The organism is Rhizobium sp. N621, from assembly GCF_001664325.1.
GTDB lineage: Bacteria > Pseudomonadota > Alphaproteobacteria > Rhizobiales > Rhizobiaceae > Rhizobium > Rhizobium esperanzae.
The window spans coordinates 2,977,536-2,997,364 of sequence record NZ_CP013495.1 but is presented as its reverse complement, the minus strand read 5'-3'; the positions used below and the strand labels follow the sequence as shown (position 1 = coordinate 2,997,364).

Annotated in this window: 17 protein-coding genes; 14 read left to right on the top strand and 3 right to left on the bottom strand. The window is 61.9% G+C overall.

The features are described from left to right. Positions 1–6: 6 nt before the first annotated feature. The 3 genes from murG to murB are packed head-to-tail and all read left to right on the top strand — an operon-like array spanning position 7 to position 3,514. Positions 7–1,131, top strand: a complete 1,125-nt coding sequence (murG, locus tag AMK00_RS14610; protein ID WP_064803808.1) for an undecaprenyldiphospho-muramoylpentapeptide beta-N-acetylglucosaminyltransferase — start codon at positions 7–9, stop codon at positions 1,129–1,131. Beyond that, positions 1,128–2,543, top strand: coding sequence for a UDP-N-acetylmuramate--L-alanine ligase (gene murC, locus AMK00_RS14605; protein ID WP_064810824.1), 1,416 nt, complete (start codon positions 1,128–1,130; stop codon positions 2,541–2,543). Before murG ends, murC begins: the two co-directional genes overlap by 4 nt. After that, positions 2,540–3,514 (top strand): UDP-N-acetylmuramate dehydrogenase, encoded by a 975-nt coding sequence (gene murB, locus AMK00_RS14600; RefSeq protein ID WP_064810823.1) that lies wholly within the window; start codon positions 2,540–2,542, stop codon positions 3,512–3,514. Before murC ends, murB begins: the two co-directional genes overlap by 4 nt. Before the next feature lies 1 nt (position 3,515). On the opposite strand, the gene AMK00_RS14595 is transcribed toward murB, so the two are convergent. Further along, positions 3,516–4,445 carry a UDP-glucose 4-epimerase family protein gene (locus AMK00_RS14595; RefSeq protein ID WP_064810822.1) on the bottom strand — a complete coding sequence of 310 codons (930 nt, stop codon included), beginning with the start codon at positions 4,443–4,445 and terminating at the stop codon, positions 3,516–3,518. A 447-nt stretch (positions 4,446–4,892) separates the two neighbouring features. Between AMK00_RS14595 and AMK00_RS14590 the strand changes: the two genes are divergently transcribed. The 9 genes from AMK00_RS14590 to ligA all read left to right on the top strand — a co-directional run bounded on the left by AMK00_RS14590 (position 4,893) and on the right by ligA (position 16,947). Then, positions 4,893–5,819: a D-alanine--D-alanine ligase gene (locus AMK00_RS14590; protein WP_064810821.1), complete on the top strand. Its 927-nt coding sequence runs from the start codon at positions 4,893–4,895 to the stop codon at positions 5,817–5,819. Continuing rightward, a complete protein-coding gene (locus tag AMK00_RS14585; RefSeq protein WP_064803800.1) occupies positions 5,807–6,739 on the top strand; it encodes a cell division protein FtsQ/DivIB in 933 nt (310 codons plus the stop codon). Before AMK00_RS14590 ends, AMK00_RS14585 begins: the two co-directional genes overlap by 13 nt. Then, positions 6,736–8,067: a cell division protein FtsA gene (gene ftsA / locus AMK00_RS14580; protein WP_064803798.1), complete on the top strand. Its 1,332-nt coding sequence runs from the start codon at positions 6,736–6,738 to the stop codon at positions 8,065–8,067. Before AMK00_RS14585 ends, ftsA begins: the two co-directional genes overlap by 4 nt. Positions 8,068–8,123: 56 nt before the next feature. Next, a complete protein-coding gene (ftsZ, locus tag AMK00_RS14575) occupies positions 8,124–9,851 on the top strand; it encodes a cell division protein FtsZ (RefSeq protein ID WP_064810820.1) in 1,728 nt (575 codons plus the stop codon). A 265-nt stretch (positions 9,852–10,116) separates the two neighbouring features. Continuing rightward, positions 10,117–11,073 (top strand): UDP-3-O-acyl-N-acetylglucosamine deacetylase, encoded by a 957-nt coding sequence (gene lpxC, locus AMK00_RS14570; protein ID WP_064810819.1) that lies wholly within the window; start codon positions 10,117–10,119, stop codon positions 11,071–11,073. A gap of 268 nt (positions 11,074–11,341) precedes the next feature. Continuing rightward, positions 11,342–12,211, top strand: a complete 870-nt coding sequence (locus AMK00_RS14565; RefSeq protein WP_170965882.1) for an outer membrane protein assembly factor BamD — start codon at positions 11,342–11,344, stop codon at positions 12,209–12,211. Positions 12,212–12,216: 5 nt separating this feature from the next. After that, complete coding sequence (gene recN / locus AMK00_RS14560) at positions 12,217–13,890, top strand: DNA repair protein RecN (RefSeq protein WP_064810818.1); 1,674 nt, start codon at positions 12,217–12,219, stop codon at positions 13,888–13,890. A 263-nt stretch (positions 13,891–14,153) separates the two neighbouring features. Further along, complete coding sequence (locus AMK00_RS14555) at positions 14,154–14,681, top strand: DUF6886 family protein (protein ID WP_064810817.1); 528 nt, start codon at positions 14,154–14,156, stop codon at positions 14,679–14,681. A 109-nt stretch (positions 14,682–14,790) separates the two neighbouring features. Then, the gene (gene ligA, locus AMK00_RS14550; RefSeq protein ID WP_064810816.1) at positions 14,791–16,947 is read left to right on the top strand and encodes an NAD-dependent DNA ligase LigA; all 2,157 of its coding nucleotides are present in this window, start codon (positions 14,791–14,793) and stop codon (positions 16,945–16,947) included. Between the two features lie 155 nt (positions 16,948–17,102). Here the strand turns inward: ligA and AMK00_RS14545 are convergent, their stop codons facing one another. Then, entirely contained in the window at positions 17,103–17,639 is a 537-nt protein-coding gene (locus AMK00_RS14545; protein ID WP_064810815.1) for a GNAT family N-acetyltransferase, read from the bottom strand. A 273-nt stretch (positions 17,640–17,912) separates the two neighbouring features. Between AMK00_RS14545 and AMK00_RS14540 the strand changes: the two genes are divergently transcribed. Then, a complete protein-coding gene (locus tag AMK00_RS14540; RefSeq protein WP_064810814.1) occupies positions 17,913–18,503 on the top strand; it encodes a 3'-5' exonuclease in 591 nt (196 codons plus the stop codon). 78 nt (positions 18,504–18,581) lie between these two features. After that, positions 18,582–19,073 carry a CreA family protein gene (locus tag AMK00_RS14535; RefSeq protein ID WP_064811732.1) on the top strand — a complete coding sequence of 164 codons (492 nt, stop codon included), beginning with the start codon at positions 18,582–18,584 and terminating at the stop codon, positions 19,071–19,073. 288 nt (positions 19,074–19,361) lie between these two features. Here AMK00_RS14535 and AMK00_RS14530 read toward each other — a convergent pair whose 3' ends face one another. Continuing rightward, positions 19,362–19,829, bottom strand: a complete 468-nt coding sequence (locus AMK00_RS14530; RefSeq protein ID WP_004668786.1) for a chemotaxis protein CheW — start codon at positions 19,827–19,829, stop codon at positions 19,362–19,364.

The window sequence follows — 19,829 nt, the reverse complement described above, 5'->3', positions numbered from 1 at the left end:
GAGGTCATGAGCAAAGGCATCGTGCTGCTTGCCGCCGGAGGGACCGGCGGCCACGTGTTCCCGGCGGAGGCGCTGGCCTTCAAGCTGAAGGAGCGCGGCTATTCGGTGCACCTGGTGACTGACAGCCGGGCCGAGCGTTATGCCGGCAAGTTCCCGGCCGAGCAGATTCATGTCGTGCCGTCGGCGACGATCGGCTCGAAGAACCCGGTCGCCGTCGCCCGCTCGCTGTGGACGCTATGGAGCGGCATGCGAGCGGCCAAAAGGCTGATCCAGCGGCTGAAGCCGGTGATTGTCGTCGGCTTCGGCGGTTACCCCACCGTGCCGCCGCTGCTGGCCGCCACGCGGCTCGGCGTCGCCTCGATGCTGCATGAGCAGAATGCGGTCATGGGCCGGGCCAACAAGGCGCTGGCTCCGCGCGTCAAGGCGATTGCCGGCGGCTTTCTATCAGAAAGCGGGGATGCTTTTTCTGACAAGACAGTTGCAACAGGCAATCCTGTGCGACCGGCGATCCTTGCCGCAGCCGAGCGGCCTTACCTGCCTTCGCATCCCGGCGAGCCCTTCAATCTCGTCGTCTTCGGCGGCAGCCAGGGCGCGCAGTATTTTTCCAAGGCGATGCCGACGGCGATCAGCCTGCTCGACGACGGTCTGCGCGTGCGGCTCAGGGTGACGCAGCAGGTGCGCCCTGAGGATATGGAGATGGTCAGCGGCTGCGTCGCCAAGCTGGAGATGGGAGCCGATATCGCCCCTTTTTTCAACGACATGGCGGAGCGTCTTGCCCAAGCACATCTGGTGATCTGCCGCTCCGGTGCTTCCACTGTTTCGGAAATCTCCGTCATCGGACGCCCGGCCATTCTGGTGCCCTATCCGCATGCGCTCGACCATGATCAGGCGGCGAACGCCGCCGCACTGGCTGCGACCGGCGGGGCGAAGGTGATCCCTCAGTCGGAGCTTTCGCCTGAACGCATCGCCTCTATACTGAGCCATGTGATGAACGATCCGGACAAGCTTTCGCACATGGCGGCGGCGGCCAAGCTCGCCGGGAAACCGGATGCGGCGAACTTGCTTGCCGACATGGTTGAGGCTATTGCCGCCGGCAAGACAGTCTCAGAATTCAAGAGGACACGCGCATGAAACTGCCGAAGGCGATCGGTCTCGTCCATTTCATCGGCATTGGCGGTATCGGCATGAGCGGTATCGCCGAGGTGCTGCACAATCTCGGTCACAAGGTGCAGGGATCGGATCAATCGGACGGCGCCAATGTGCAGCGACTGCGCGATAAAGGCATTGAGGTCTCCGTCGGCCATCGCGCCGAAAATCTCGGTGATGCCGAAGTCGTCGTCGTTTCGACGGCGATCAAGAAGAGCAACCCGGAACTCATCGCCGCGCGCGAAAAGCTGCTGCCGGTGGTGCGCCGCGCCGAGATGCTCGCCGAGTTGATGCGCTTCCGCAATGCGATCGCCATCGGCGGCACCCACGGCAAAACGACGACCACTTCGCTGGTCGCAACCCTGCTCGAAGCCGGCGGGCTCGATCCGACCGTCATCAACGGCGGCATCATCAACGCCTACGGCACCAACGCCCGCATGGGCGAGGGCGAGTGGATGGTGGTCGAGGCCGACGAATCCGACGGCACCTTCCTGAAGCTGCCCGCCGATGTCGCCGTCATAACCAATATCGATCCCGAACATCTCGACCATTACGGCAGTTTCGACGCCGTGCGCGCCGCCTTCCGGCAGTTCGTCGAGAATGTGCCGTTCTACGGCTTCGGCGTCATGTGCCTCGATCACCCCGAGGTGCAGTCGCTGGTCGGCCGCATCGAGGACCGCAAGATCATCACCTATGGCGAGAACCCGCAGGCCGACGTGCGCTTCAAGAATGTGCGCATCGACGGCACGCGCTCGATCTTCGACGTCGAGATCCGCCGCCGTCGCACCGGTCAGAGGAGCGAGCTCAAGGGACTGGTCATGCCGATGCCCGGTCGCCACAATATTTCCAACGCCACGGCGGCGATCGCAGTCGCCAACCGGCTTGGCATATCGAATGAAGATATCGCCAAGGGGCTTGCCTCCTTCGGCGGCGTCAAGCGTCGCTTCACGCTGACCGGCGAATGGGACGGGGTGCAGATCTTCGACGATTACGGCCACCATCCGGTCGAAATCAAGGCGGTGCTGAAGGCGGCCCGCGAGGCCTGCAAGGGGCGCATCATCGCCGTCCATCAGCCCCACCGTTACACCCGACTCGCGAGCCTGTTCGAGGAATTCGCCGCCTGCTTCAACGATGCCGACAGTATTTTTCTGGCGCCCGTCTATGCCGCAGGCGAGGATGCGATCGAAGGGGTCGATTCCATGTCGCTCGTCTCGCGCATCAAATCCGGCGGCCATCGCGACGCCCGCTTCCTCGCTTCGGCGGAGCTTCTGCCGCAAATGGTTGCGGAGGTTGCAAAGCCTGGTGATTTCGTGGTTCTGTTGGGGGCTGGGAGCATCACATCATGGGCAGCAGCACTGCCCAAGCAATTGGAAGGCCTATCGGGAAAGTCCGCATGAAACAGGTGAATGGGGAAAAGCTTCTCGCGTCTCTCGGGGATGGTGTAAAGGATATCCGCGGCCGTATCACGCCGGATGCCCCCATGGACCGCGTCACCTGGTTCAGGGCCGGCGGTCTGGCCGAACTGATGTTCCAGCCGCATGACGTCGACGATCTCATTGCCTTCCTGAAGATATTGCCCGAAGAGGTGCCGCTGACGGTGGTCGGTGTCGGCTCCAACATTCTGGTGCGCGACGGCGGCATTCCGGGCGTGGTGCTGCGCCTATCGGCCAAGGGCTTCGGCTTCGTCGAGCTTGCCGGCGAAAATCGCATCCTCGCCGGCGCCATCTGCCCCGACAAGCATGTCGCGGCAATGGCGATGGACAATGGCATCGGCGGCTTCCATTTCTTCTATGGCATACCGGGCGGTATCGGCGGCGCGGCGCGCATGAATGCCGGCGCGAACGGCGTGGAGACGCGTGAGCGGCTGATCGAGGTCAACGCCGTCGACCGCAAGGGCAACAAGCATGTGCTTTCCAATGCGGAGATGGGTTATTCCTACCGGCATTCAAAGGCGCCCGCCGATCTGATCTTCACCTCGGTGCTGTTTGAGGGCTATCCGGAAGATCGCGCCCAGATCCGCGCCGAAATGGACGCTGTGCGCAATCACCGCGAGACGGTGCAGCCGGTTCGCGAAAAGACCGGCGGCTCGACCTTCAAGAATCCGCCGGGTCATTCGGCCTGGAAGCTGATCGACGAGGCAGGCTGCCGCGGCCTCGTGATTGGCGGCGCGCAGATGTCGTCGCTTCACTGCAATTTCATGATCAATATGGGGCAGGCGACCGGCTATGATCTCGAATATCTCGGCGAGCAGGTGCGCCGTGAGGTCTTCGAGAAAGACGGCATCAAGCTCGAATGGGAAATCAAGCGCCTCGGCGTCTTCATGCCCGGCCGGGAAGTGCGCCCGTTCCAGGGCGTGACGAGCGAATAAACTATTCGACTGCCTGTTTGAGGCCTTCGCGCGAGGTGACGACGGGCGACCAGCCCAGAACCTCGCGCGCCCGGGATATGTCGACCTGCAGCGAACCGCAAACGCGCTGGTAGACGGCTTCCTTTCCGGCTGCCTTCGCCGCCATGTGCAGCAGTGCAGGCGGGAAGGGGACCAGCATCGGCTTGACCCCCAGTCCCGCGGCAATTCCCCTGATGAGCTCAGGCGTTGAGAGGTCTTCACCATCTCCGGCAAGGAAGGTCTCGCCTGCAGCGGCGGGATGGGTCGCGCAGGTGATGATCAGGTCGACGAGATTTTGCACCGCGACCAGTGTGCGGCGGTTCTTCAGCGAAGCCAAGGGGAGCGGCAGTTTCTTGCGGACAAGATTGGTGAGCAGCGCGAAGTTGCCGCGTGCGCCGGGGCCATAGACCAGCGGCGGCCGGATGATGACGACTTCCATGCCGGTGCGCGTTGCGATTTCGCGCAGGCCAATTTCGCATTCCAGCTTCGAAATGCCGTAGGGATCAATCGGCTTCGGGCTGTCGTCGTGCCGGAACGGCCGGTCGGTCTCTTCTCCGTTGACCTTAATGGTGCTGACGAAGACGAATCGCTTCACGCCCGCCTTGGCAGCCTGTTCGGCGAGATTGAGCGCGGCGGCGGTGTTGACCCGGCGGAATTCCGCTAGGGGATCGGCCGCGCGGTCGTTCATGATGTGAACGCGGGCGGCGAGATGGATGATGACGTCGACGCCTTCAAGCGCTGGCGTCCAATCGGTTCCGTCGGTTATTTCAATCGGAAAATGCATTACATCCGGCGGAAAGGCAGAGGTCTGGGATCTCGTGGTGGCCACGAGCTCGCAAGTCTTCTCTGCGTGCAGCCGTTTGACGAGCGGACTACCGACGAAGCCGGCTGCGCCGGTGACGAGGCATCGCATGATCTTCTCCCTGCTCACCTATGCGCCTTCGCTAACCGGAAGTGGTATCGGCATCAATAGAAAAGCGGTGACGCCCGCGCGCCGATGCTCTCGGCATTAATCAATTCGAGCGCCGGCCGCCGCCTCACTGTTGCCGGTATCCGGCGGAGAGATGACACCCGATTCTGTGGCCGATTCCATCACGGGTGAGCGCGATTGGGTATGTGATTGAACGTATGAGCATTTTCACTCCCGCGCAGGTTCATTTTCGGGCGGCGAGGGATTGGTCGCACAATGAGCAAAAGTTAAAAGGCCGCGAAGTTCCGTGCCAGGAGTTAACGAAAGTAAACACTTCATTAACCATAATGATGCTCTAATGCATGTGAGGCCTGACAAAGGCGCGAAACGACGCAGACAGCTTCGCGCAAGCGTCGATTTCAAAAGTGGAAGTTATTTTTGGGGGTGTTGATGAGTCGCAAGCATGTCGCTGTCCTGATGGGCGGATTTTCCTCGGAAAGGCCTGTCAGCCTTTCCTCGGGAAAGGCTTGCGCAGAGGCCCTCGAGGCCGAAGGCTTCAAGGTAACCACGATCGATGTCGCCCGCGATGTTTCCGAAAAGCTTGCCGCATTGAGGCCTGATGTTGTCTTCAATGCGCTTCATGGGCCGTTCGGTGAGGACGGGACCATCCAGGGCATCCTGGAATATCTGGAGATCCCGTACACGCATTCAGGTGTGCTTGCCTCGGCGCTGGCAATGGATAAGGACAAGGCGAAGCGTGTCGCTGCCGCCGCCGGCATCCCCGTCGCCGAATCGCAGGTCATCAACCGTTTCGCCTTTCCTTCGATACATCCGATAAAGCCGCCTTATGTGGTGAAGCCTGTGCGCGAGGGCTCGAGTTTCGGCGTCGTGATCGTCACCGAAGATCAGGCGCATCCGCCCCAGGTCGCCAGCTCGCCCGAATGGCGCTATGGCGAAGAGGTGCTGGTCGAACGCTATGTCTACGGCCGCGAGCTCACCTGCGGCGTCATGGGCGAAACTGCGCTCGGTGTCACCGAGGTGGTGCCGCAGGGACACAATTTTTATGATTACGATTCCAAGTATGCGGCGGGCGGTTCAAAACACGTCATCCCGGCGAAAATTTCACCGAATATTTACCAAAAAATACAAACATTGGCCCTAAGGGCGCATCAGGCAATCGGTTGTCGCGGCGTCAGTCGGTCCGACTTTCGTTACGACGATCGTTTCTCCGAAGACGGCGAAATCATCTGGCTGGAGGTCAATACCCAGCCAGGCATGACTCCTACCTCGCTCGTGCCCGAAATGGCCGGTCATGCCGGCTATTCCTTTGGTGAGTTTCTCCGGTGGATGGTGGAGGACGCGTCTTGTTTGCGTTGACGGTCAAGAGGATAGGGCGCCCCAGCCATCATGCCGTGCTTCCGACCGTGGAAGCCGAAGAGCGGTTCGTGTTGCCGCGTCCGCTGCGCCGCGTCACTCGTTTCCTGATCAGTCTCGGCAGCGGCCGCATCTACATTCCGGCCCATACCGGGACGGTGTCGGCGCTTGCCTTCCTGGCTGCGACCGGCCTCTACGGCATGTCACTTGGCGGTCACACCGAAGCCGTCGCGCAGGCTACGACGACGGCCGCAGGTTTTGCGATCGAGGATGTGAAAGTCTCCGGCAATTCGGAAACCTCCGAAATCGAGATCCTGCAACTGATCGGCCTTGATGGCACGACCTCACTGGTGGCGCTCGACGTCGATGCGGCCCGCCGGAAGATCGCGCATCTTCCCTGGGTCGAGAATGTCGAGGTTCGAAAGGTCTATCCGAGGACAATCGAAGTGAAGCTCAAGGAGCGTGAGGCCTATGCGATCTGGCAGCACGGGCAGGAGCTTTCGCTGATCGAGAAGAACGGCAGCGTCATTGCGCCGCTTCGCGACAACAAGTTTTCGTCGCTGCCGCTCGTCGTCGGCCGCGACGCCGAGACCGCGGCGGCTTCTCTCGGCGACGCCTTCTCGAAGTGGCCCGACGTGAAGGCCCGCGTGAAGGCTTACGTCTGGATATCAGGGCGTCGCTGGGATCTGCACATGGATAACGGCGTCATCGTCAAGCTGCCGGAAGACGGCATCGATCAGGCGCTGGCGACGCTTTCGAAGTTCGATAAGGAACATCAGCTCCTGGAGCGGGATATCGCCGCGGTGGATCTGAGGTTGCCCGACAGGACCGCGATCCAGCTGACGCCGGACGCGGCAGTCCGCCGGCAGGCGGCGGTAACGGAGCGTACCAAGGAATTGAAGAAGGCGGGGCAGAATATATGAGCTTGTTCGGTTCATCCCATTTTGGATTGCCGCGCCTGAAGCCGCTTTCGTCGAAGCGGTCGCATGTCGTTTCGGTGCTCGACATCGGCTCGACCAAGGTCGTCTGCATGATCGGCCGGCTGACGCCGCGCGAGGAAAGCCAGATCCTGCCGGGCCGCACGCACAATATCGAGATCATCGGCATCGGTCATCAGCGCTCCCGCGGCATCAAGACCGGCGTCATCGCCGATCTCGATGCGCTGGAAGGCGTCATCCGTCTTGCCGTCGATGCGGCGGAGCGTATGGCGGGGCTGACCGTCGAAAGCCTGATCGTCAACCTGACGGCCGGCCGCCTCGGCAGCGATATCTACACCGCGACGATCGATCTCGGCGGCCAGGAAGTCGAGCTTAACGACCTCAAGAAAGTGCTGTCGGCGGCCTGCCAGCAATCGCTGCGCCAGGACCGCTCGGTGCTGCATTCGCTGGCGACCGGCTTCTCGCTCGACGGCGAGCGCGGCATTCGCGATCCTCTGGCAATGTACGGCGATGCGCTCGGGGTCGACATGCATGTCGTGACCGCGGAGCGCTCGGCGCTGAAGAACCTCGAGCTTAGCGTCAACCGCGCGCATCTGTCGGTCGAAGGCATTGTCGCGACGCCTTATGCATCCGGTCTTGCCGCTCTCGTCGACGACGAGGTCGAGCTCGGCTGCGCGGCGATCGACATGGGCGGCGGCACGACGACGATTTCGGTCTTTGCCGAAGGCAAGCTGGTTCATACCGATGCCGTCGGCCTCGGCGGCCATCATGTCACCACCGACCTCGCGCGCGGCCTTTCGACCCGCATCGAGGATGCAGAGCGGCTGAAGGTCGTGCATGCCTCCGCACTCTTGAATTCCTCCGACGAGCGCGAGCTGATCTCGATTCCGCCGATCGGCGAGGACGATCGCGACCAGCCGTCTCAGGTGCCGCGGGCGTTGGTTTCGCGCATCGTATCGGCCCGGATCGAGGAGACGATGGAATTGATCCGCGACCGGATCCAGCGTTCCGGCTTCAGCCCGATCGTCGGAAAACGCGTCGTGCTGACGGGAGGCGCGAGCCAGCTGACCGGCCTTGCCGAGGTGGCGCGGCGCATTCTGGCCCGCAACGTCCGCATCGGCCGGCCGATGGGCGTCTCGGGACTGCCGACGGCGGCCAAGGGCCCGGCCTTTTCGACGGCCGTCGGCCTGATGATCTATCCGCAGGTCGCGGACATGGAGACACATGCGTCACAGAGCGGTCTGCTCATGTCGCTTGGGGGAAATAACAGCCGCATCGCCCGCATGGGCCAGTGGTTGAAGGAAAGCTTCTGAAATTTGCGTAATTGGCCGGCGTGGCGATGCGGCCAGAGAGAGAAGGAACAGGTACCATGACCATCAAGCTGCAAAAGCCTGACATCACCGAGCTGAAGCCGCGCATCACCGTGTTCGGCGTCGGCGGCGGCGGCGGCAACGCCGTCAACAACATGATCACCGCAGGCCTCCAGGGCGTCGACTTCGTCGTTGCCAACACGGATGCGCAGGCGCTGACGATGACGAAGGCCGAGCGCATCATTCAGCTCGGCGCCAACGTCACCGAAGGCCTCGGCGCCGGTTCGCAGCCGGAAGTCGGCCGCGCGGCCGCGGAAGAGTGCATCGACGAGATCATCGATCACCTGAACGGCACGCATATGTGCTTCGTCACCGCCGGCATGGGCGGCGGCACTGGTACGGGTGCTGCTCCTGTCGTCGCGCAGGCCGCCCGCAACAAGGGCATCCTGACGGTCGGCGTCGTCACCAAACCGTTCCATTTCGAAGGCGGCCGCCGCATGCGTCTCGCCGAGATGGGCATCCAGGAACTGCAGAAGTCTGTCGACACGCTGATCGTCATTCCGAACCAGAACCTCTTCCGCATCGCCAACGACAAGACGACCTTCGCCGACGCTTTCGCCATGGCCGACCAGGTTCTCTATTCGGGCGTCGCCTGCATCACCGACCTGATGGTGAAGGAAGGCCTCATCAACCTCGACTTCGCCGACGTCCGCTCGGTGATGCGCGAAATGGGCCGTGCGATGATGGGCACCGGCGAAGCCTCCGGCTCCGGCCGTGCACTGCAGGCAGCCGAAGCGGCAATCGCCAACCCGCTGCTCGATGAAACCTCGATGAAGGGCGCCCAGGGCCTGCTGATCTCCATCACCGGCGGTCGCGACCTCACCCTCTTCGAAGTCGACGAAGCTGCGACCCGCATCCGCGAAGAAGTCGATCCGGACGCCAACATCATCCTCGGCGCCACTTTCGACGAATCGCTCGAAGGCATCATCCGCGTCTCGGTCGTCGCGACCGGTATCGACCGGGCGATCAGCGAAGCCGCCGAGCGCAACTTCCAGCCGGCCGCCAAGCCCGCTATCCGTCCCTCCGCGGCTGTTGCTCCGGCAGCGGCCGCAGTTCAGCCTGCCCCGGTGATGCAGGCACCGAAGGCCGCCGATCCGATCGCGCAGACCATCCGCCAAGCCGAGGTGGAACGTGAGCTCGAAATTCCGGCCCCGCGTGCTAGCGCCCCTATCCAGCAGCCTGCTGCGCAGCAGGAAGTCTTCCGTCCGCAGAGCAAGATCTTCGCGCCTGCACCGGAAGCTCCGGCGATCCGTCCGCAGGTGCAACAGCAGGCTCCGGCGCCGGTAATGAGCCAGCCGGTGATGAGCCAGCCCGTCCAGCAGCCCATCCAGCAGCAGCCGATCCGACAGGAGCCGATTATCCGGCAGGCGGCTGAACCGGTGCGTATGCCGAAGGTCGAGGATTTCCCGCCGGTCGTCCAGGCTGAACTCGACCACCGCACGCAGCCGGCTTCGGCGCATCAGCAGGAAGAGCGCGGCCCGATGGGCCTGCTCAAGCGAATCACCAATTCGCTTGGCCGCCGCGACGATGACGCCGTTGCCGCCGACATGACCGCCGCACCGCCGGCCGCGTCACAGCAGCGCCGTCCGTTATCGCCGGAGGCAAGCCTCTATGCGCCGCGCCGCGGCAATCTCGACGATCAGGGTCGCGCGGTTCCGCAGGCTCGCATGATGCAGGAAGACGATCAGCTGGAAATTCCGGCATTCCTGCGCCGCCAGTCGAACTGAAATATCGGGGGCTTCGGCACCGTTCATGCCCGGGATCCAGGTCCCGGGCATTGCTGTTTTTCGGCCGGGAATTCCTGAGCGATATCAATTGTGTGACTTCGTAACAAAACGAAAGAAACAGTGATTTGGATTGCAGCGCCGGCGCACGTAAATATGGCGCAAGAAAACTGCGCTGGGAGTCGTCTGGACGAGACTCTTTCCGCAGAAGGAATGATAACCGCGCCGTGGCACCAACCGCTGGAGCGGAAAAATAAAGGCAGATTTTATGGCTATTGGCTTGCTGGGTTTTCAAACGACGGTATCGCGCCCCGTGACGCTCTCGGGCATCGGCGTTCATTCTGGTGCGAACGTCTCGATCACCCTTAATCCGGCCGAAGCGGACACCGGCGTCGTTTTCCAGCGTCTGCATGATAATGGTGACATCACCGAACTGAAGGCCGTCTCGTCGCAGGTCGGCAATACAGACCTCTGCACGGTGCTCGGCTTCTCACCCACGCATTCAGTCGCGACGATCGAACATGTCATGGCCGCCGTCTATGCGCTCGGCCTCGACAATGTCATTATCGAGGTGCAGGGCGCAGAAATGCCGATCATGGACGGCAGCTCGCTGCCCTTCGTCGAAGCGATCGAGCAGGCCGGTCTCGTCTCGCTCGGCGTCAAGCGTCGCTATATCCGGATCACCAAGCCGGTGCGAATTGAGCATGGCGGCTCCTGGAGCGAATTCCGTCCCTATGACGGCACGCGCTTCGAAGTCGAAATCGATTTCGAATGCCCGCTGATCGGCCGGCAGAAGTGGGCCGGCGACATAAACGCCGCCGTCTTCAAGTCCGAACTTTCCCGCGCCCGCACCTTCGGCTTCATGCGTGATGTCGAGCGTCTCTGGGCATCGGGACATGCACTCGGTTCCTCGCTTGAAAATTCCGTCGTCATCTCGGACGACAATACGGTCATCAATGTCGAAGGCCTGCGATACGCCAAGGACGAGTTTGTCCGTCACAAGACGCTTGATGCCGTAGGCGACCTGTCGCTCGCCGGCGTCCAGTTCATCGGTTGCTACCGATCCTATCGTGGCGGCCACAAGATGAATGCCAATGCTTTGAAGGCGCTGCTCGCCGATCCCTCTGCCTACGAGGTGGTCGAGACCTCGACGCCGCGCCAGCGCGTTGCCGCTCGTGAACTGATCGCCGTCAGCGCTTCGGAATTCGCTCCCTGGTCGGCATGACCTCCAGCATATTCTCAAGACCAGGCCGCCTCTTTCCCGGAGGCGGTTTTTTTATGTCGGCCCGAGTCTGTGGTGATAGGCGTTTTCTCGCAGTTGCTTAGCTGCCACAGGTTGGAGAGAAGAGGAAAAGCCGGCCAATCCGGCGGCGGCTGCCACAAAAATGCGTTAATGCCTTATCATTGCGTTGCTCTTGATGCACATTTGTGGCTAGAAACGCCAGCGAGGCGTGGCTGTCGTGGAGCGAGCGGCGGCAGTGGGGTTCTTTTGAATGGCTTATGCAGGATCTGAAGGTATGATGAAGACAGCGCGCGCTTTGTTCGCATCGCTTCTGGTGCTTAGCGCAGGCGCCTCGATCTCCGGCTGCCAGTCGGATCCCGATATCGACATCACCAAGCTTGGCCTCGAAACCGATCCGCCTGACGTGCTCTACACCCAGGGCCTTGCCAATATGAAGGCGGGCAACATGGCGGAAGCGGCGCGCAAGTTCGACGCGATCGATCGCGAGAACCCATTCTCCGAATGGGCGCGCAAGGCGCTTGTCATGAGCACCTTTGTCAAATACCGCCAGGGCAAGCTCGATGATGCGCTTGCCTCGGGCAATCGGTACATGTCGCAATATCCGAAGTCCCAGGACGCTGCCTATGTGCAGTATCTCATCGGTCTCACTTATTCCAAACAGATCGTCGACGTGACCCAGGACCAGCGCGCCTCGGCCAAGACGATCGAGGCGATGCAGGCTGTGATCGATAATTATCCGAACTCCGAATATGTCGACGACGCCCAGGCGAAGATCCGTTACGCCCGGGATCAGCTCGCCGGCAAGGAAATGCAGATCGGCCGCTACTATATGGAGCGGAAGGAATATCTCGCCGCAATCTCGCGCTTCCGCATCGTCGTCGAGAAATATCCGAACACGAACCAGATCGAAGAGGCCTTGGCCCGTCTCGTCGAGGCTTATTACGCCATGGGTATCGTCGACGAGGCGCAGACCGCCGCAGCCGTTCTTGGTCACAACTATCCGGACAGCCAGTGGTACGCCGATTCCTACAAGCTGCTGCAGACAGGTGGCGCAGAGCCGCGTGAGAACAAGGGCTCCTGGATCGCGGCGGCAGGCAAGAAACTCCTGCTCGGTTCCTAAATCCCATGCTGATCCAGCTTTCGATCCGCGATATCGTCCTGATCGAGCGGCTGGATCTTGCCTTCGAGACCGGCCTTTCCGTGCTGACGGGGGAGACGGGAGCGGGCAAATCCATCCTGCTCGACAGTTTGTCGCTGGCGCTCGGCGGGCGCGGTGACGGCGGTCTGGTGCGCCATGGCGAAGACAGGGGCCAAGTGACCGCAGTGTTCGATGTCGGCATGGACCACGGGGCGCGCGTGCTCCTGCGTGAAAACGGCATCGACGACGAGGGCGACCTGATCTTCCGCCGTCAGCAATCAGCCGATGGGCGCACCAAGGCCTATGTCAATGACCAGCCGGTGAGTGTGCAACTGATGCGCCAGGCCGGCCAGATGCTGGTCGAGATCCACGGCCAGCACGATGATCGCGCTCTTGTCGACACCAATGCCCACCGCAACCTGCTCGATGCCTTTGCCGGCCTTACCGATGAGGTTGCGGAGGTCTCCCGTTTGTACCGTCTTTGGCGCGACAGCGAGCGGACGCTGAAAAAGCATCGTGAGAAGGTGGAAAGTGCGGCGCGCGAGGCCGACTATCTGCGTTCCTCCGTGACAGAGCTCGAGAAACTCTCGCCGCAGGACGGCGAGGAGGATGAACTCGCCGAAAGCAGGCAGAGAATGATGAAGGCGGAGCGAATCGCCGGCGACATCGCCGAAGCCTCCGAATTCCTCAACGGTAATGCCTCGCCGGTGCCGCATATCGCCTCGCTGGTGCGCAGGCTGGAGCGCAAGAGCCATGAAGCGCCCGGGCTGCTCGAAGAGACGGTGACGCTGCTCGATGCCGCGCTCGACCAGCTTTCCAATGCGCAGATGGAAGTTGAGGCAGCGCTGCGCAAGACCGAATACGATCCGAGGGAACTGGAGCGGGTGGAAGAGCGGCTTTTCGCGCTCAGAGCCGCGTCACGCAAATATTCCGTGCCCGTCGCCGAACTGCCGGCGCTGGCGGTGCGCATGATCGCCGATCTCGCCGACCTCGATGCGGGCGAGGAGCGGCTTGCGCGGCTCGAAGCGGAGGTCGGTCTGGCGCGAGAGAATTACGATTCGGCGGCGCGCTCGCTTTCTGACAAGCGCCATCAAGCCGGCACTGCGCTGGCTGCCGTCGTAATGGCCGAACTGCCGGCGCTGAAGCTCGAACGCGCGCGTTTCATGGTCGAGATCACCACGGATGCGCGGGAGGCGCTGCCTGAAGGCATCGACGTCGTCGAGTTCCATGTCCAGACCAATCCCGGCACGCGCCCCGGCTCGATCAGGAAGGTCGCCTCGGGCGGCGAACTGTCGCGTTTCCTGCTGGCGCTGAAGGTGGCGCTCGCCGATCGCGGCTCGGCCCCGACGCTCGTCTTCGATGAAATCGACACCGGCGTCGGCGGCGCGGTGGCCGATGCGATCGGCCAGCGGCTGAAGCGGCTGTCCGAGCGGGTTCAGGTGCTGTCGGTCACGCATGCGCCGCAGGTCGCGGCGCGGGCGGCAACGCATCTGTTGATTTCCAAGGGACCGGTGGCCGATGGATCGGAAAAAATCGCCACACGCGTGGCGACGATGGCGCACAAGGATCGCACCGAAGAGATCGCCCGCATGCTGGCCGGTGCTTCGGTAACGGAAGAGGCGAGGGCGGCGGCGAAGCGGCTGCTGGCAGGCAACGGCTGATCGCTTCGGCCGACGATAGTGAGTCCGGTTTCGAGCTGCCGCTGTTGCGATTAGCGCTTTTGCTTTCAGCGATGAAATCTAGCGCGAATGCCGACCTCTATCTTCCTCATCTCCGTGCGTCACACAGGGATGCAGGGTGCCCAAGCCTTGGGCGGCACGGGGAGCCCTTTTTCAGCAAAGAGAGTCATTCACTGCGCCGACGCGGTTACAAACATTCCGCTTCGCGCTATGCGCGTCATTCCAATCTGCGGCGATCTGTTGCCATGCGCCTTTTTCATTTCAGTGATGATCCTGATATCGCAGCATTCGAGCCGCGCCCGGTTCGTATTCCCTCGGTCCGCCCGACGGGCCTGGAATGGTTGAATGGTCCGCTCGTCTGGGCGATCGATGCCGACCACGATTTCATGTATCTCTTTCCCCGAGACTGCCCGTGCATCCTGATATGGACAACATCCGAGACGTCAGAAGCCGAGCGCCGGCAATGGCTCGGCAAGGCGCGGGCAGCGGCCTTCATCGAGCGTCGGTGGTTGGAAAGGCTCGAAGCGCAAACGATCCACCGCTATGAGATGCCGGTTGAGGATTTCGAGGATATCGGCGATGCTGGCATGTGGGTGGCCCGCGGACGCGTCGTTCCCATCGAGCGGACTTCCATCTCACGCCCCGACCAGGAGTTCGCGCCCCGCGCCGTCGATCTGCGGGTGGTCGACAGTTTGCGGTCGCTGACGAGCCTCTGGACCACCGGCCTTCATGTCAGCGGCATCCGGCTGCGCAACGCGCGGGATTGGGAATAGGGCAGTTGTCAATCTTCGCAATGCGGCGTACGCAGCCTCCCTTTTCATCCGGCGATTTTGCTCTAAAAACAATGCAGATTTCTGGCCAGATTCTCTGGAGTGATGTTCCATGTCCACCGAAGGTTCCGCCGTCGACACGTTGACGATCGAAGAGGCCGCTGCCGAGCTCGAGCGGCTGGCGAAAGAGATCGCGCATCACGATGCGCTCTATCACGGCAAGGACCAGCCGGAAATCTCGGACGCGGATTACGATGCGCTGAAGCGCCGCAACGATGCGCTGGAAGCGCGTTTTCCCGAGCTGATCCGTGAGGACAGCCCGTCTCGGCGGGTCGGTGCTGCGCCTTCGGTCACTTTCTCGCCCGTCGTTCACGCGCGGCCGATGCTGTCACTCGACAACACCTTTTCGCAGGAGGACGTGCAGGATTTCGTCGCCAGCGTCTATCGCTTCCTCGGCCGGCTGCCGGACCAGTCGATCGCCTTTACCGCCGAACCGAAGATCGACGGACTTTCGATGTCGATCCGCTACGAGAACGGCAGGCTGACGACGGCCGCCACGCGCGGCGACGGCACCACGGGCGAAAACGTCACCGCCAATATCCGGACCATCGCCGAAATACCCAACCAATTGCCGAAGGGCGTTCCCGCAGTCGTGGAAATCCGCGGCGAGGTCTATATGGCCAAGAGCGATTTCCTGGCGCTGAACCGGCAGATGGAGGCGGAGGGTAAGCAGACCTATGTCAATCCGCGCAACACGGCGGCCGGATCGCTGCGCCAGCTTGACGCCAAGGTGACGGCGAGCCGCAAGCTGAAATTCTTCGCCTATGCCTGGGGCGAGATGTCGGACATGCCGGCCGACACGCAATTCGGCATGGTGCAGACCTTCAAGGACTGGGGTTTTCCGGTCAATCCGCTGATGAAGCGGCTGAATTCGGTCGCCGACATCCTGGCGCATTACGACGAAATCGGCCTCGAGCGCCCGGATCTCGATTATGACATCGACGGCGTCGTCTATAAGGTCGACAGCCTGGAATTACAGCAGCGCCTCGGCTTCCGCTCGCGTTCGCCGCGCTGGGCGACGGCGCATAAATTCCCGGCCGAGCAGGCCTTTACCGAGATCGAGAAGATCGAGATCCAGGTCGGCCGGACCGGGGCGCTGACGCCGGTGGCGCGGCTGAAACCGATCACGGTCGGCGGCGTCGTGGTCACCAATGCGACGCTGCATAATGAGGATTACATCAAGGGCATCGGCAATAGCGGTGAGCGTATTCGGTCGGAGGAGCACGATATCCGCGAGGGCGATACCGTCATCGTCCAGCGCGCCGGCGATGTCATTCCACAGATCCTCGATGTCGTAATGGAGAAGCGCCTCGCCGGGGTGAAGCCTTATGAATTCCCAAAGACCTGCCCGGTCTGCGGTTCGCATGCCGTGCGCGAGGTGAACGAGAAAACCGGCAAGATGGATTCGGTGCGCCGCTGCACCGGCGGCTTTATCTGCCGGGCGCAGGCGACGGAGCATCTGAAGCATTTCGTTTCGCGCAACGCCTTCGATATCGAGGGGCTCGGTTCGAAGCAGATCGACTTCTTCTTTGAAAACGAGGGTCCGTCGCTGCAGATCCGCACGGCGCCTGAGATTTTCACGCTGGAGAAGCGCCAGCAATCCTCGCTCACCAAGCTGGAAAATATCGACGGCTTCGGCAAGGTCAGCGTCGGCAAGCTCTATGTGGCGATCAACGAGCGGCGCAGCATCGCGCTCCATCGCTTCATCTATGCGCTCGGCATCCGCCATGTCGGCGAGACCACGGCGAAGCTGTTGGCGCGCTCCTACGGCTCCTATGAGGCTTTTGCGACCGCGATGAAGGAGGCGGCAACGCTTTCCGGCGATGCCTGGAACGATCTCAACGCCATCGAGGGCATCGGCGAGGTCGTGGCGCGCGCCATGGTCGAGTTTTATAAGGAGCCGCGCAATATCGAGGTGATCGGCCGCCTGCTCGAGGAGGTGACTCCCGCGGAGGCCGAACAGCCGGTCACGTCAGGCAGCCCCGTCGCCGGCAAGACGGTGGTCTTCACCGGTTCGCTCGAAAAATTCACCCGCGACGAGGCGAAGGCGAGGGCCGAAGGTCTCGGCGCCAAGGTAGCGGGCTCGGTGTCGAAAAAAACCGATATCGTCGTCGCCGGCCCTGGCGCCGGCTCGAAGCTCGACAAGGCCCGCGAACTCGGCGTCCAGACGATGGACGAAGACGAGTGGCTGGCGCTGATTGGCGGGTAGGGAGCTTTGGGGGTTCCGCGGCGCCATCCCGGCCGTGTCCCAAGCACCTGCAGCGATCGATACACAGCAGGTCCTCGGCACAAGGCCAGGATGGTAAAGGAGCGTTTGGCAGGCCCTCCTTGGCGGTTCAAGGTCGGTGTCGATCGGCCTTTATTTCAGCTCCTCAGCCGCGCCATCGTATAGGCGTCGACATATTGGCCGGCGCGGTAGCCGAATGAGCGCAGAAGCCCTTCCTTTTCGAAGCCGAACTTCTCGTAGAGGCCGATGGCAGCCTCATTGTCGGTATAGACGGTCAGTTCGAGCCGCTTGATGTCGAGCCAGTCGTCGGCGGCATCGACCATCGCGCCAAGCAGAATGCGGCCGAAACCGCGACCGGTGAAGTCGTCATGCACGCCCATGCCGAGGCTGGCGACGTGTTGGCGACGGCCGCTAAGGCGGTTGAGGCCGCAATTGCCGACGATCTTGCCATTCAGGGTGACGACGAGGTTGAGCGCGCCGGGCGAGAGGCTTTCCATGTTCTTGCGAACGTCTTCAATCCGCTGGTAGGGCGGCCGCAGGGTGCCGGCCCGGTAGCCCGGTAAGTTGATAAGATCGGTGATCTCTTCAGCATCGGAAAGACGTACGGCGCGCACGACGACGCCGTCCGGCAGGCGCGCTCGGTCGCGGGGTTCATTCTCTTTGTTTTCTGACATGAGATGCTCTCCTTCGGTTTCAGGGAGGAGAGCTGGATTTTCGAAAACCCTGCTCGCCTCGGCAGGGTTTTCGGGATGATCGGACGGCTAGTGACGCACCATCGCTCCCGCGTACCCTGGAAAGGTCGAGGCGATATGGTGGATGGTAAGGGCCACAGAGTTGATCATGCGCGGAGGTTTCCCCATCCGCGTGCAGATGTCAACAGGCCGAAATTTGCCTTCGTCTTCCACTATGATTATGCCGGTAGCGGTAGACGATTCGGATATTTGTCTTTGACGACCATCGCCATCGATTTCGAGACAGCCAACGAGCAGCGCGGCAGCGCTTGCTCGGTCGGCCTTGCCTGGATCGAGGAGGGGCGGGTGACGCGCGTCGAGGAGCGGCTGATCCGGCCGCGCGAGATGCGGTTTTCTGGGATGAACATCGCGATCCATGGTATCCGGCCGGAGCATGTCGAGGATGCGCCGGAATTCCCCGAGGTGATGGACGAGTTCTACGATGATATCAGCGGCGCGACGATGATCGCGCACAACGCGGCCTTCGATTTTAGCGTCTGGCGGGCGAGCCTCGATCTCTACCGGCAATCCTATCCGGAACTCACCTATCTCTGCAGCCTGAAAATGGCGCAGCGGATCTGGCCGCATTTCCTCTCGCATCGGCTGAACCTGATCGCCGACCATCTTGGTCTGCGTTTCATGCACCACAACGCCGCCGAGGATGCCGCGATCTGTGCGGCAGCGGCGATCGAGATGGCGAAGGCGGTCAAGGCGAAAGCCGTGGAAGCGATCCCGGCGCTGATCGGCATGACGCCTGGGCGCCTGACGGCGAAGGGCTACGCGCCCTGCACCTGCCGGAAGGGCTGAATCTGATCCTGCAGCGGCGCTTTCTTGCAAAGCCTGGGGGCATGCTTATCTAGAATGGGGATCATCCAGGGAGCCGCCATGTCCAAGCTGCGCATGTTTTTTCTCGCCGCATTTTCCTTCGTTGCCATTTCAACGGGCGCCGCCTCGGCCGAAGTCGTCGGCAAGGTCGGGGTCGACTGGATCGGCAACGACATCATCGTCGAGGCACTCTCCGATCCCGAGGTCAAGGGTGTCACCTGCCACGTCACCTATTTCGATCGCAGCCTGATCGACCGGTTCAAGAACGGCAACTGGTTCGAGGATCCGTCCAACAATTCCATCGCCTGCCGCCAGACCGGGCCGATCGAGATCGGCGATATCGACCTCTCCAGGGACGGCAGCGAAGTGTTTCGCCAGGGGATGTCGCTGATCTGGAAGACGTTGGTTGTCAACCGCATCTACGACAAGACCAACGATACGCTGATCTATCTCGCCCATTCGCGCGAGTTGACGGATGGCTCGGCGAAGATGTCGATCTCGACCATTCCGCTCTATGGGCAGAGCGTGACTTGGAAGAATGGGAAGCCGTAGGTGGGGTTTTCATCATAAAAGACCCCGCCCCAAACCCGTCCGGGGTCGAGCCACGGGTCTCGACCCGTCCTCCGGACCCCCACAAGGGGAAGGGCTTAACCTGTCGCACTCGCTTTCCACATCTTCGGCGTTTCGGGAGGAGCGAGGCGGGGCTTTCGGTTTAGTCCCTCCCCTTGTGGGGAGGGTTGGGGAGGGGCTTGTAATACAATCTGACTATGCCTGCTCGCGCGCCGTATAAAACAAAAAGGCCCGGACAAACCGGGCCTTTCAACATCACTATGGTGAATATCAAGCCGCCTGATTCAGCTCGTCGGCAATGACGGTATCGAGGTTCAGGAAGCAGACCATGGTTTTCTCAAGCGCGACGATGCCGCGGCAGAAGGCGCGCTGGGCTTCCGGGATGATTTCCGGCGGCGGCTGCAGGTCTTCGCTCTTGATGGTCATCATGTCGGAAACCTGCTCGACCAGCAGGCCGACCAGCTTGCCGGCGATATCGGTGACGATGATCGCCGAGCGCTCGGAAGGCTCGGTCATCTTCATGCCGAGGCGGCAGGCCATGTCGATGACCGGGATCACCGCGCCGCGCAGGTTGATAAGGCCGAGAACGTAGGGCGGGGTATGCGGCATCGGCGTCACCGGCGCCCAACCGCGGATTTCGCGGATGGCCATGATGTCGATGCAGAATTCCTGGTCGCCCAGATGGAACGAAACGATTTCGAGATAGGCGCCCGATTGCTTGATGGCGTTGTTGTTCAT

Bases quoted from the DNA above. Each gene is read 5' to 3' on its own strand.
- murG (WP_064803808.1), top strand. From the start codon at position 7: ATGAGCAAAGGCATCGTGCTGCTTGCCGCCGGAGGGACCGGCGGCCAC.
- murC (WP_064810824.1), top strand. From the start codon at position 1,128: ATGAAACTGCCGAAGGCGATCGGTCTCGTCCATTTCATCGGCATTGGC.
- murB (WP_064810823.1), top strand. From the start codon at position 2,540: ATGAAACAGGTGAATGGGGAAAAGCTTCTCGCGTCTCTCGGGGATGGT.
- AMK00_RS14595 (WP_064810822.1), bottom strand. From the start codon at position 4,445: ATGCGATGCCTCGTCACCGGCGCAGCCGGCTTCGTCGGTAGTCCGCTC.
- AMK00_RS14590 (WP_064810821.1), top strand. From the start codon at position 4,893: ATGAGTCGCAAGCATGTCGCTGTCCTGATGGGCGGATTTTCCTCGGAA.
- ftsA (WP_064803798.1), top strand. From the start codon at position 6,736: ATGAGCTTGTTCGGTTCATCCCATTTTGGATTGCCGCGCCTGAAGCCG.
- ftsZ (WP_064810820.1), top strand. From the start codon at position 8,124: ATGACCATCAAGCTGCAAAAGCCTGACATCACCGAGCTGAAGCCGCGC.
- lpxC (WP_064810819.1), top strand. From the start codon at position 10,117: ATGGCTATTGGCTTGCTGGGTTTTCAAACGACGGTATCGCGCCCCGTG.
- AMK00_RS14565 (WP_170965882.1), top strand. From the start codon at position 11,342: ATGGCTTATGCAGGATCTGAAGGTATGATGAAGACAGCGCGCGCTTTG.
- recN (WP_064810818.1), top strand. From the start codon at position 12,217: ATGCTGATCCAGCTTTCGATCCGCGATATCGTCCTGATCGAGCGGCTG.
- AMK00_RS14555 (WP_064810817.1), top strand. From the start codon at position 14,154: ATGCGCCTTTTTCATTTCAGTGATGATCCTGATATCGCAGCATTCGAG.
- ligA (WP_064810816.1), top strand. From the start codon at position 14,791: ATGTCCACCGAAGGTTCCGCCGTCGACACGTTGACGATCGAAGAGGCC.
- AMK00_RS14545 (WP_064810815.1), bottom strand. From the start codon at position 17,639: ATGTCAGAAAACAAAGAGAATGAACCCCGCGACCGAGCGCGCCTGCCG.
- AMK00_RS14535 (WP_064811732.1), top strand. From the start codon at position 18,582: ATGTCCAAGCTGCGCATGTTTTTTCTCGCCGCATTTTCCTTCGTTGCC.
- AMK00_RS14530 (WP_004668786.1), bottom strand. From the start codon at position 19,829: ATGAACAACAACGCCATCAAGCAATCGGGCGCCTATCTCGAAATCGTT.